This is a genomic window from Mesorhizobium sp. WSM4817, assembly GCF_055811135.1.
The window spans coordinates 1-12,849 of the sequence record NZ_JBVVQQ010000051.1 but is presented as its reverse complement, the minus strand read 5'-3'; the positions used below and the strand labels follow the sequence as shown (position 1 = coordinate 12,849).

General features: G+C 61.7%; 11 protein-coding genes and 1 tRNA gene. All 12 read right to left on the bottom strand.

Translation table 11 applies throughout. The features are described from left to right. Positions 1-135: 135 nt before the first annotated feature. Positions 136-4,272 (bottom strand): DNA-directed RNA polymerase subunit beta, encoded by a 4,137-nt coding sequence (gene rpoB, locus AC0L2K_RS33490; protein WP_473533467.1) that lies wholly within the window; start codon positions 4,270-4,272, stop codon positions 136-138. A 253-nt stretch (positions 4,273-4,525) separates the two neighbouring features. Beyond that, complete coding sequence (rplL, locus tag AC0L2K_RS33485) at positions 4,526-4,903, bottom strand: 50S ribosomal protein L7/L12 (RefSeq protein WP_023680442.1); 378 nt, start codon at positions 4,901-4,903, stop codon at positions 4,526-4,528. Between the two features lie 54 nt (positions 4,904-4,957). After that, positions 4,958-5,476: a 50S ribosomal protein L10 gene (rplJ, locus tag AC0L2K_RS33480; protein ID WP_023798119.1), complete on the bottom strand. Its 519-nt coding sequence runs from the start codon at positions 5,474-5,476 to the stop codon at positions 4,958-4,960. A gap of 413 nt (positions 5,477-5,889) precedes the next feature. Further along, positions 5,890-6,588: a 50S ribosomal protein L1 gene (gene rplA, locus AC0L2K_RS33475; RefSeq protein ID WP_027155818.1), complete on the bottom strand. Its 699-nt coding sequence runs from the start codon at positions 6,586-6,588 to the stop codon at positions 5,890-5,892. 4 nt (positions 6,589-6,592) lie between these two features. Next, positions 6,593-7,021 (bottom strand): 50S ribosomal protein L11, encoded by a 429-nt coding sequence (rplK, locus tag AC0L2K_RS33470; protein WP_023798121.1) that lies wholly within the window; start codon positions 7,019-7,021, stop codon positions 6,593-6,595. Between the two features lie 168 nt (positions 7,022-7,189). Then, positions 7,190-7,717 (bottom strand): transcription termination/antitermination protein NusG, encoded by a 528-nt coding sequence (nusG, locus tag AC0L2K_RS33465; protein WP_006333333.1) that lies wholly within the window; start codon positions 7,715-7,717, stop codon positions 7,190-7,192. A gap of 27 nt (positions 7,718-7,744) precedes the next feature. Then, positions 7,745-7,948, bottom strand: coding sequence for a preprotein translocase subunit SecE (gene secE / locus AC0L2K_RS33460; protein WP_013531408.1), 204 nt, complete (start codon positions 7,946-7,948; stop codon positions 7,745-7,747). 373 nt (positions 7,949-8,321) lie between these two features. Further along, positions 8,322-8,397: transfer RNA gene (locus tag AC0L2K_RS33455), tRNA-Trp, on the bottom strand. A gap of 48 nt (positions 8,398-8,445) precedes the next feature. Beyond that, positions 8,446-8,940 (bottom strand): metal-dependent hydrolase, encoded by a 495-nt coding sequence (locus AC0L2K_RS33450; protein WP_473533469.1) that lies wholly within the window; start codon positions 8,938-8,940, stop codon positions 8,446-8,448. Positions 8,941-9,052: 112 nt separating this feature from the next. After that, positions 9,053-10,720, bottom strand: coding sequence for a COG3904 family protein (locus tag AC0L2K_RS33445; RefSeq protein WP_473533466.1), 1,668 nt, complete (start codon positions 10,718-10,720; stop codon positions 9,053-9,055). A gap of 181 nt (positions 10,721-10,901) precedes the next feature. Then, positions 10,902-12,533 carry a COG3904 family protein gene (locus AC0L2K_RS33440; protein WP_473533465.1) on the bottom strand — a complete coding sequence of 544 codons (1,632 nt, stop codon included), beginning with the start codon at positions 12,531-12,533 and terminating at the stop codon, positions 10,902-10,904. Positions 12,534-12,773: 240 nt separating this feature from the next. Next, positions 12,774-12,849 (bottom strand): EF-Tu C-terminal domain-related protein (locus AC0L2K_RS33435; protein WP_454589835.1); only part of this gene is annotated, 76 nt, incomplete at its 5' end.

Genomic DNA, 12,849 nt, shown 5'->3' with positions numbered 1-12,849 from the left:
CCCCCCCGCCCCCTCTGCCGCGCCCCGCGCCCTAAAAATTTTTTTTTGGCTCCTGCCCCCCCCAAAACCCCCCACCCACTTTTGGGGCCGCGGGGGGGGGGGGGGGGGGGGCGCCCCCCCCCCCCCACGTCTTGCTTATTCGGCCGCGTCGGGCAGCCGGATCGGGTTGTCATCGAGCTTGGTGTTCTCCAGCTCGACATTGAGGCCCAGAGACCGCATTTCCTTGACGAGAACATTGAAGCTCTCGGGGATGCCGGCCTCGAAGGTGTCGTCGCCTCTGACGATCGCCTCATAGACCTTGGTGCGGCCGGCGACGTCGTCCGACTTCACCGTCAGCATCTCCTGCAGCGTGTAGGCGGCGCCGTACGCTTCGAGCGCCCAGACCTCCATCTCGCCGAAGCGCTGGCCACCGAACTGCGCCTTGCCGCCCAGCGGCTGCTGGGTAACGAGCGAGTACGGCCCGATCGAACGCGCGTGGATCTTGTCGTCCACAAGATGGTGAAGCTTGAGCATATATATGTAGCCCATCGTCACTTTGCGATCGAACGCCTCGCCGGTGCGTCCGTCATAGAGCTGCGACTGACCGCTGGTGTGCAGGCCCGCCTGCTCCAGCATGATGTTGATGTCGGCCTCGTGCGCGCCGTCGAACACCGGTGTCGCGATAGAGACGCCGCGGCGCATCTGCTCGCTGAGGCGAACGACGCTCTCGTCGTCATAGTCGCGGACCGGCTCGTTGCGGTCGTTGGCCGGCATGAAGCTCTCGAGCGTCTTGCGCAGCGGCTTGATGTCGCCGCCTGTCTTGTACGCGTCGATCAGCTCGCCGATCTTCCTGCCCATTCCGGCGCAAGCCCAGCCCAGATGCGTCTCCAGGATCTGGCCGACATTCATGCGGCTCGGCACACCCAGCGGGTTGAGCACGATATCGGCATGCGTGCCGTCCTCGAGGAACGGCATGTCCTCGACCGGAACGATCCGCGACACGACACCCTTGTTGCCGTGCCGGCCGGCCATCTTGTCGCCGGGCTGCATCTTGCGCTTCACGGCCACGAAGACCTTGACCATCTTCATGACGCCGGGAGGCATCTCGTCGCCGCGCTGCACCTTCTCGACCTTGTCCATGAAACGCTGTTCGAGCGCCTTCTTGGAATCGTCGTACTGGCCACGCAGGGCTTCCAGTTCGCTCTGGAGCTTTTCGTTCTCCACCGCAAACTGCCACCACTGCGAACGCGGATACTCGTCGAGCGTATCCTTCGACAGCTTCGAGCCTTTCTTGAAACCCTTCGGCCCGGCAATCGCATCCTTGCCGACGAGAACGTCGGACAGGCGCGAATAGACGTTGCGGTCGAGGATCGCCTGCTCGTCGTCGCGGTCCTTGGCGAGGCGTTCGATCTCCTCGCGCTCGATCGCCATGGCGCGCTCGTCCTTCTCCACACCGTGGCGGTTGAAGACGCGCACTTCGACGACGGTGCCGAAGGTCCCGGGCGGCATGCGCATGGAGGTGTCACGCACGTCCGATGCCTTTTCGCCAAAAATGGCGCGCAGAAGCTTTTCTTCCGGCGTCATCGGGCTTTCACCCTTCGGCGTGATCTTGCCGACCAGGATGTCGCCCGGCTGCACTTCCGCACCGATATAGACGATGCCGGCCTCGTCGAGGTTCTTCAGCGCTTCTTCCGAGACGTTGGGGATGTCGCGGGTGATTTCCTCCGGCCCGAGCTTTGTATCGCGCGCCATGACCTCGAACTCCTCGATGTGGATCGAGGTGAAGACGTCGTCGGCGACGATGCGCTCGGACAAGAGGATCGAGTCCTCGTAGTTGTAACCGTTCCACGGCATGAACGCGACCAGCACGTTGCGGCCGAGCGCCAGATCGCCAAGCTCGGTCGACGGACCGTCGGCGATGATGTCGCCCTTGTTGACCAGGTCGCCCATGCGCACCAGCGGACGCTGGTTGATGCAGGTGTTCTGGTTCGAACGCTGGAACTTCATCAGCCGGTAGATGTCGACGCCCGACTTGCCGGGATCGAGATCTTCGGTGGCGCGGATGACGATACGCGTCGCGTCGACCTGGTCGACGATGCCGCCGCGGCGGGCGCCGATGGCGGCGCCGGAGTCACGGGCGACGATCGGCTCCATGCCGGTGCCGACGAACGGCGCTTCGGCGCGCACCAGCGGCACGGCCTGACGCTGCATGTTCGAGCCCATCAGCGCGCGGTTGGCGTCGTCGTTCTCGAGGAACGGGATCAGCGCCGCGGCCACCGACACCATCTGCTTGGGCGACACGTCCATCAGATCGACGTTTTCGCGCGGCGCCATCATCACTTCGCCGGCATTGCGGCAAATGACGAATTCGTCGACGAAACCACCATTCTTGTCGAGCTCGGCATTGGCCTGGGCGACGTGGTGCTTGGCCTCTTCCATCGCGGAGAGATAGACGACCTCATTGGTCAGCTTGCCGTTGACGATCTTGCGGTACGGGCTCTCGATGAAGCCATACTTGTTGACGCGCGCAAATGTGGCCAGCGAGTTGATCAGACCGATGTTCGGGCCTTCCGGCGTCTCGATCGGGCAGATGCGGCCGTAATGCGTCGGATGCACGTCGCGCACCTCGAAGCCGGCGCGCTCGCGGGTCAGACCACCGGGTCCAAGCGCCGAGAGACGGCGCTTGTGGGTGATCTCCGACAGCGGGTTGGTCTGGTCCATGAACTGCGACAGCTGCGAGGAACCGAAGAACTCGCGCACGGCGGCAGCCGCCGGCTTGGCGTTGATCAGGTCCTGCGGCATCACCGTATCGATCTCGATCGAGGACATGCGTTCCTTGATCGCGCGCTCCATGCGCAAGAGGCCGACGCGGTACTGGTTCTCCATCAGCTCGCCGACCGAGCGCACGCGGCGATTGCCGAGATTGTCGATGTCGTCGATCTCGCCCTTGCCATCACGCAGTTCGACCAGCGTCTTGACCACGGCCAGGATGTCGTCCTTGCGCAGCACGCGCACGGTGTCCTCGGCCTTGAGCTCGAGGCGCATGTTCATCTTGACGCGGCCGACGGCCGACAGGTCATAGCGCTCGCTGTCGAAGAACAGCGAGTTGAACATGGCTTCGGCGGTTTCCAGCGTCGGCGGCTCGCCGGGGCGCATGACACGGTAGATGTCGAACAGCGCGTCCTGGCGGCTCTCGTTCTTGTCGACGTTGAGCGTGTTGCGGATATAGGCGCCGACATTGACGTGGTCGATGTCGAGAACCTTGATCTCGTCGTCGCCGGCGGCGAGAAGCACTTTTAGCGTTTTTTCGTCGATCTCGTCGCCGGCTTCGAGGAAAATCTCGCCGGTCGCATAGTTGACGATGTCCTCGGCAAGGTAATTGCCGAGCAGATCCTCGTCGGTCGCCTTGATCGCCTTGAGACCCTTTTCGCCGAGCTGACGGGCCTGGCGTGCGGTGATCTTCTTGCCGGCCTCGACGACGACCTCGTTGGTGTCTGCATCGACCAGGTCGCCGACAGCCTTGAGGCCGCGGAAACGCTCGACGTTGAACGGGATGCGCCAGTGGTCGCCGGCGCGCTTGTAGGTGATCTTGTTGTAGAAGGTCGACAGGATCTCCTCGGCGTCCATGCCGAGCGCCATCAGCAGCGACGTCACCGGAATCTTGCGGCGGCGGTCGATGCGGGCGTGCACGACGTCCTTCGAGTCGAACTCGATGTCGAGCCACGATCCACGATAGGGGATGACGCGCGCGGCAAACAGCAGCTTGCCCGACGAATGCGACTTGCCCTTGTCATGGTCAAAGAAGACGCCCGGCGAACGGTGCATCTGCGAGACGATGACGCGCTCGGTGCCATTGACGATGAAGGTGCCGTTCAAGGTCATGAGCGGCATGTCGCCCATATAGACGTCCTGCTCCTTGATGTCCTTGATCGACTTGGCGCCGGTATCCTCGTCGATATCGAACACGATGAGGCGCAGCGTCACCTTGAGTGGCGCGGCATAGGTCAGGTCGCGCTGACGGCATTCGTCAACGTCGAATTTCGGTGCTTCGAACTCGTACTTCACGAATTCCAGCATCGAGGAGCCGGAAAAGTCGGAAATCGGGAACACCGATTTGAAAACCGCCTGCAGTCCCTCGTCAGGACGCCCGCCCTTGGGCTCCTCGACCATCAGGAACTGGTCATAGGATGCCTTCTGAACCTCGATCAGGTTCGGCATCTCCGCAACTTCCGGAATCTTTCCGAAGAATTTGCGTACGCGTCTGCGGCCATTGAAAGTTTGTGTCTGGGCCATCGTCGCTCCTTAGCTCGATTCTCGGGGCGAGCCTCGCCGCGGCTCGCCTTGCATTCTCGGCCACCTTCGGCGGCGGCCTTTATTTGTTCACCCGCCACCTGTCGATGGCCGGCCAAAACGGGAGAAAACCCGTTTCCTGAAGGCCGGTTTACGGCCCTCAGGAAAGAGGTTTTCGTACTCTTCGCGTTACGCAGCCTCCCTTCGCGCCAAGGGAGCGGCGGACGGCGCGAAGCCGCCCGCCGATATCAAACGCTTACTTTAGTTCGACCTTGGCGCCGGCTGCTTCCAGCTGGGCCTTGAACTTGTCCGCGTCGGCCTTGGAAACAGCTTCCTTGACCGGCTTCGGAGCCGCCTCGACCAGGTCCTTGGCTTCCTTGAGGCCAAGACCGGTGATGGCGCGAACTTCCTTGATGACGTTGATCTTCTGAGCGCCCGCCTCGGTGAGGACGACGTCGAATTCCGTCTTTTCCTCGACCGGAGCAGCAGCAGCCGCAGCACCGCCGGCGGCAGCAACCGCCACCGGAGCAGCAGCGGAAACGCCCCACTTTTCTTCCAGAAGCTTCGACAGCTCGGCCGCCTCGAGGACGGTCAGCTTCGAAAGGTCGTCTACGATCTTTGCCAGATCAGCCATTGCAATATTCCTTCATAAGGTTCGAACGTGTGTTTGTGATAGCGAGGAACGGCCTCATGCCGCCTCGTCCTTCCGGGCGTAAGCGCCGATGACACGCGCGACCGAAGCCGCAGGCGCATTGACGATCTGGGCGATCCGGGTTGCCGGCGTGGCGATCATGCCAACCAGCCTGGCGCGCAGCTCATCGAGCGACGGAAGTGTGGCGAGTGCCTTCACACCGTCGGCGTTGAGCGAGGTGGTGCCCATTGCGCCGCCGAGAATGACGAGCTTGTCATTTCCCTTGGCGAAATCGGACGCGACCTTCGGCGCCGCTATCGGATCCTCCGAATAGGCGATCAGCGTCTGTCCCTTGAACAGGTCGATGATCGATGCGGAGTCCGTGCCCTGAAGAGCGATCTTGGCGAGACGGTTCTTCGCGACTTTGACGGTGCCACCGGCGACACGCATTTTCGACCGAAGGTCGTTCATTTGCGCGACGGTAATACCGGCGTAGTGGGCCACGACGACTGAACCAGCGCCCGAAAACGCTTCATTCAGGCCCGTGACGAGTTCGCGTTTTTCCGCTCTGTCCACTGCCTATCTCCAGTTGACCCCAATCCTGTTAACGGGAACATTCCCATTACGAGGACAGGCGTCGGGTTGCCTTTTGCCGGCCGGGCCATCCAGTAACGGATCTCCCGAACGACGCTCGAGGATCCTGCCCCCTTTCGCCACACCAGCCGGCAAGCCGAATGGTGCGCAGACAAAAGGCAAACACGGTTCGAACCTTTCATTGGAGCAGTCGCTCCGTTGTCCGGTCTTCACCCGTCTCATGCAGGCCCACATGAATTAAGGCCCCCCTTGAACCAAGGCCTGGGGCCGCCCGCAATCTCGGACAGGATGTCCGGAAGCCTTCCGACTTCCGGTACCGGGCCGCCAAGATAAATCGGAGGCCCGGAATTCTGTTTGCGGATCAGCCCGTTAGCGGCAGATCCAAATGGTTCGTATCAGGACGCTGCCAGCGTCGAGACGTCGAGCTTGAGGCCCGGGCCCATCGTCGAGGTGACCGACACCTTCTTGACGTAGTTGCCCTTGGCGCCAGCCGGCTTCGCCTTAGTCACCGCGTCAGCGAAGGCGCGGACGTTCTCTTCCAGCGCCTTGACGTCGAACGAGATCTTGCCGACGCCGCCATGAACGATGCCGGCCTTCTCGACGCGGAACTCGACCGCGCCACCCTTCGACGCCTTGACGGCGGCGGTAACGTCGGTGGTGACGGTGCCTACCTTCGGGTTCGGCATCATGCCACGCGGGCCGAGCACCTTGCCCAGACGGCCGACCAGCGGCATCATGTCCGGCGTGGCGATGCAGCGATCGAAGTCGATCGTGCCCTTCTGGACGATGTCGACCAGATCCTCGGCGCCAACGATATCGGCGCCGGCCGCCTTGGCTTCCTCGGCCTTGTCGCCACGCGCGAAAACCGCGACGCGGACGGTACGGCCGGTGCCGTTCGGCAGGTTGACCACGCCACGGACCATCTGGTCGGCATGGCGCGGGTCGACACCCAGGTTCATCGCGATTTCAACGGTCTCGTCGAACTTCACCGAGGACCGGTCCTTGAGCAGCTTCAGCGCATCACCCAAGGCATAGGCCTTGTTGGGATCGATGCCTTCGCGGGTCTTCGATACACGCTTTGCAATCTTTGCCATGATCTCAGCCCACCACTTCCAGACCCATCGAGCGGGCGGAGCCCTCGACCATGCGCATGGCCCCCTCGATATCGGTCGCGTTCAGATCCTTCATCTTCTGCTCGGCGATGGCGCGCACCTTGTCGCGGCCGATCGTGCCGGCCTTGACCTTGCCCGGCTCCTTCGAGCCCGACTTCAGGTTTGCGGCCTTCTTCAGGAAGTAGCTCACCGGCGGCGTCTTCATGACGAAGGTGAACGACTTGTCCTGGTAGTAGGTGATCACGACCGGAACCGGCGATCCCTTTTCCATTTCCTGGGTCTGCGCGTTGAACGCCTTGCAGAACTCCATGATGTTGATGCCGCGCTGACCAAGCGCCGGTCCGATCGGGGGCGACGGCGTCGCCGAGCCCGCGGAAACCTGGAGCTTGAGCTGGCCTGCAATTTTCTTAGCCATCTCTTCCTGCCTTTATCTCATGCCGGTCCCAAATCTGGGAACACCGGCGGTTGCAGTCTGGTGGTGCGGTTCCTGCAGCGGGCTAAAGCCGCATTCGCCTCCCACCCGTTTTGGCGGCGATTTCCACGCCGCCTCCCTCACCGCCGAATTGGCGACAAGGATTTCGGATCAGCCCTTTTCGACCTGTCCGAATTCGAGATCGACCGGCACGGCGCGCCCGAAGATCGAAACCTCCACCTTGAGCCGCGCCCGCTCCTCGTCCACTTCCTGGACGAAACCGTTGAACGAGGCGAACGGACCGTCCGAGACGCGGATCGCCTCGCCGATCTCGAAAGTGACCGACGGCTTCGGCCGCTCGACGCCTTCCTGCACCTGGTTCAGGATGCGCTGGGCCTCGGCCTCGGTGATCGGCACCGGCTTCGAATCACCCAGGAAGCCGGTGACCTTCGGCGTGTTCTTCACTAGCGAGAACACTGCGTCGGTCAGGTTGGCCTTCAGCAGCACGTAGCCCGGGAAGAACTTGCGCTCGGCATCGACCTTGCGGCCGCGGCGTATCTCGACGACCTTCTCGGTCGGCACCACGATCTGCTCGATATCAGCGGACAGGCCTTTCTGCTTGGCCTTGTTCTCGATGTCCTCAGCGACCTTTTTTTCAAAGTTCGAATAGGCGTGGACGATGTACCACCGCGCAGTCATTTCAAGGCTTCTCCGTAATCGCCGGACTCAGCGTCCAATGCCCAGAATCTGCTCGACCGCGAGGCCCATGAGCTGATCGGCAGTAAAGAAAAAGATCATCGCGATCACAGCGAACGCCAGAACCATCACCGTCGAGATCATCGTTTCGCGACGCGACGGCCAAGTCACCTTGGCGGTCTCCGCGCGAACCTGCTGGAGAAAGACGAAAGGATTTGTGGTTTTCGAAGCCATGTGCCGCTCTGTCTGCAAGACCCGTTGACCGGATCTCCTGGATGATCCCGCTGGCCGGGATGTGCCGCCTGAGCCTGTGTTCGCGCCGAATCAGCGCAATCATTTCGCCCATGCAAATCGGACGCGTAAAGCCGGCTTCCCAGCTCCACGCGTCGCGTGTCTGTTTCGTCTACATAAAACCGATTCTTAATCCACGCAAGTGGCAAGTGTCCGCTTTATGCCAAACGCCGCCTCGGAACCATCCAGTCGTCCCGTTCCGGCTATGGCGCTCTTATGCCTCAAGACAGCCTATATGGCAAGCCACCGCGCGATTTTCAAAAGGTCGATGCGCGAAAGACCAGAAATTTTTTCATGAATTGGCCATTTCGAAAAATGGCACGGGCAGCAGGGCTCGAACCTACGACCTGCGGTTTTGGAGACCGCCGCTCTACCAACTGAGCTATGCCCGTATCGCGCGCTGCTATTTCATAAAGCGGACAAGAACTCAAGTCGAGTTTTCAGGCGTGGCCGCGCCAGGCTGCAATCGTCGAAATCCGAGGGCCAGCGCCCAGGCGCATATCAGAAGTTCGAGGGCAAAAGTCCAATGCAACATGAAGCTCATGACCCTTGCGATACATCGCCGGAACCGTGACGAGTTCGAGCGCGCGCCGGTCGAACGGCATTAGCCACATGATAGGCGACGCCACTGAGTCCAGGATCATGTGTATCATTGCGGCGGCAAAGAAGGCGCCGACTGGGGCCAGATATCGCGGATCCCGCCATTTCGCGACGGACAGTGCCACAAGGCCAACCGCTGCCCAGAAGAGCGGCCAGTGCGTGACGTAGGCGTGGTGATGGGTTCGTCCGCCATCGACAAAATGGAAATAGACCATGTCGAGGTCCGGGACGACGCTGCCGAGCATTGCCGCCGCCATGATCCCCGATCTGCCGGGCCAACGGTTTCGTGCGAAAGTACCGAGTATGTAGCCAGCCGGAAGATGAGCGATCAGCATCGTCAAACCTTGTTCATTGCCGAATCGGTCGAACGTCGCGGCGGATTGTGGCGCATTCAGGAAGGACTACCCGGCCTCGCCCTATCGCGCTCGGCTGGGGCGTGACTGCGCCTTACAGCTTGACGGCCGCCTCGGCCTGAACCTCGGACGTCGACACGACGCGGCAATTCTCCGGCATTGGCTGCGACTTGCAGATGGTCGGGCCGGTAAATTCATCGGCCGAACCAAGCCCGGTCGTCAGCCCGACTTTCAGCATCGTCTCGGGTTCGAGCTGCCGATGGCGCGAGGCCGGCACTGATCGCATCGCCACCAGCAGACCGGATCCGACCGCCATATCCCTGAGATAGGTTTTGACCCGCTGCTCCAACCCGATCGGGTGCACGGTCAACTGCGCGCGAGGACCGACAAGGCGTTTGACACCGCCGGCAAGCATGATCGGACAGGCCGCGCCACACGCGCCGCTCGCATCGATCGTCAGCCCGACATGGACGCCATCCTCGGCGGTGCAATCCGCCTTGTCCGGCTCGCATCCAATGAAGTCCGTCCGCGCAACCGCCACGTCGAGCTTGCGTTCCCGGATCAACCTTCCGGCGGCCAGAGCGCCGAGCACGTCGCCTCCCGGCGAGTTGATCACCACGGGAAGTCGCCGGTCACCGATCGTGTCCAGCAGTTGGCGCAGCCGTTCCGGCGTTTGAGCGCTGATCGTGCCTTCCGCCGAGATCCATTCGGGACAATTGGGATCGCAGAGAAAACTTCTGCCGCGAACCAGGACGAAGCGCATATCGCCAACATCGGCCAGCTGCCCGGTTTCAGGTTCGACCGGCGCGGCGGGAGCGGGCTTGGCGTACGCCACCACGTCGCCGGCCGGCGCCGGTATTTCCCTGCAGTTCGCGGCCACCGGATCGGTGTTGCACAGGGTTGGCGCGGTCAGCAGGTCGACGGCATCCAGGCTGGTCACGAGCTTCGCCTGCAGCATGTCGTAGGGAGCCAGCTGCTGGATGCTGCTGGCCGGCGTGTTCTTCATCGTCTCGAGCACCGCCTGGCCGACGCCCATTTCGTTCAGATAGGCAGCCAGTCTTTTCTCCACCGACTTGCTCATCTCGTAGGTCTTGTAGCTGCCGGCGTTCTTGCGGCCGACGATCTTCTTGCTGAGGATCTTCTTCTTGCCTCTGACCACGCGATAGGTGGTCCGGTACTGCAATTTCGTGCGGATGTAGGTCGTGGTGATCTGATGCACGCCGAGAAAGGCCCATTGCCCGACGACGCGCCTGATGCCGCCGGCAAACATCAGCGGACAGGCGGAATTGCAGATGGCGCCGCCGGCATAGGCATTGCCGAAATAGCGAGCGCCCTTGCCGTCGTTTTCCTTGCAGCCCTTGGCATCGGGCTGGCAACCGGTGAACCGGGTTTTGCCGACAGCGATATCGAGCTTGCTCTTGCGGAGCAGCCGGCCAAGCGCCAGTGCCGCTTCGACGTTGCCGCCGGGAGAATCCACGACAACGGGCAGTTTTCGGCCACCAAGCCCCTTGAGCGTGCGTTTGAACAGGGCCGGCGTGCCGGCCTCTATCGAGCCTTCAGCCGATATCCATTCCGGGCAGGTCGGTTCGCAACCAGGCGCGCTGCTGCGGACGACGACAAACCGCATCGTCGGACCAAGATCCGGGGCGGATTTTTTGGTGTTCGCCGCGAAGGCAGCGTGTCCCATGACCAGGAACGACGCCAGCAAGATCAGCCCAAGCATCCACCATGCATGACCACTCAGACGGTGCCATGGAACCATTCGGGAAGCCCCCCGCAATGCGATCTATAGTAGTTCAGCTTTGCCGGCTTGCAACAGGGTTTTGCGACGACGAAGGCGCCGGCCGTACCCAAAAAAGTATGCCGGCCGTATCCAAAAGCGAGACGCCGGCCCGAAGACCGCCCTTCGAGGTAGGGCTTTGGGTATTTCAACGGCTACGGCTTTAGTGGGAATTGTGCGTCAATTTTGAGCGCCGATGCCGCCGACAATTTTGCGGCCTCGGTTCGGTTTTACAGACAGTCGGCCCCACCAAATGGTTCGCCGATTCAGGTCCCGTCGTCAGTCCCATCGTCAACATTGTGCCGGGTTCGAGCCGGAGCCGGTTACGCTTATAATCAAAGCGGTCGAGCGGCGTCGGCGGAAACAGATGCTGCCTGACCGACATTTCCGCTAGATAAGAGCGTATCCGCTCCGCGAATGCCAGTGATTGAACGCTGACTGGCACATGGGGGCCCACGAAACGTCTGACGCCCCCAGCAAGCATGATCGGACAGGCGGCATCGCACCCCGCACCTGAATCGGTCACGACACCAGGATAGAACCCATTCGTTGGCGCGCACCCTTTGTCCTGCGGCTTGCACCCAGTAAAATCGGTGCGCGCAATCGCGACGTCAAGCTTGCGGTCGCGGATCAACCTTCCGATGGCCAAGGCGCTGAGCAAATCGCCCCCCGGCGAACTCACGATCAACGGTAGACGCCGGCCGCCGACCGTGTCGAGCAATCGGCGAAATATCTTCTGCGTATCGGGCGTGATCGTGCCTTGCGCTGCAATCCATTCGGGACAATCGAGACCGCATTTCGGGTCGCTGCTCCGGACCAGGACAAAACGCATCGAATTGTCGACCGGCGCTGAACGGGCGGCCGGCGGAGTGGCCCCTTGGACGGCCGTCACTGCCATCTTGGCCGGCTTGGCATTCGCAGGGATCTCCCTGCAGTTCGCCGGCGCCGGACTCCGCCGGCATATGCCCGCCTGCGTAAGTATGTCGAGGGAGGCCCTGCTGGTGACCAGCTTCATCGTCAGCATGTCGTCGAGGGCGATCTGCCGGATATCACTGGCGGGCGTGGCCTTCATTACGTCAAGAACGCCCCGCCCGACGCCCATCTCCTTGAGATAGGCCGACAGCCTCTTCTCAAGCGCCTTGCTCATCTCGTAGGTCTTGTAGCCGACATTGTCTTGAGTGACGGTTTCTGTGGTGAACTTATATTTCTTGCCCCGCACAACCCGATAGGTGGTTCGATATTGCCGTGTTGTGCGGAAATGGGTCGTAGTGATCTGATGGACGCCTAGATGGGCCCAACTGCCGACCACACGTCCGACGCCTCCGGCAAACATCAGCGGACATGCGGAGTTGCACATGGCACCGCCGTCAGACGCAATGCCGAAATATGCCGCGCCCTTGCCGTCATTGGCCCGGCAATCCTTCATCCCGGGCCAACAATCGGAAAACTTGGTTATACCGACGGCGATATCTAGCTGGTTCTTGCGGATTATTCGACCAAGCTGGAGCGCAGCATCGACATTGCCGCCCGGGGAATTGACTATGATCGGCAGTTTGCGGCGGCCGAGCTTCTTCAACGTACGCTTGAGCAGAGCTGGCGTGCCGGCTTCAATGGCGCCTTCTGCCGAGATCCATTCCGGACAGCTGGGCTCGCAGCCGGTCGCGCTACTGCGAACGACGGCGAACCGCATCGGCGAAAAATCATCGGACCAGATCTGCGGGTCGGTCCAAGTCGTCAGATCGGACCATTTTGGGAAGACATCCTCGGCTTTCGCCGCAAAGGCAGCCATCGCCATTGCGACCACCGGCGCCAGGCGAACCAGCCCGCGCCACCACCCGGCCCTACTGTTCAGACGGCGTCCCCGAACCACGCTTGGCAAAAGCCCCCTCGATGCAACCTATAATAGTTGCGGCGGTGGTGCTTGCAACAGCTTTGAAACGACCGCGCAAGATTTTTTCTGCGCGGACCCAGTAAACGTAGAAAGGGCGGCCCGAAGACCGCCCTTCCCTGTCGATCCGACAAATGCCGGCGTCGATTACTCTTTGATGGTGACGACGATGCCGGCACCGACGGTGCGGCCGCCTTCACGGATGGCGAAGCGCAGCTTCTCT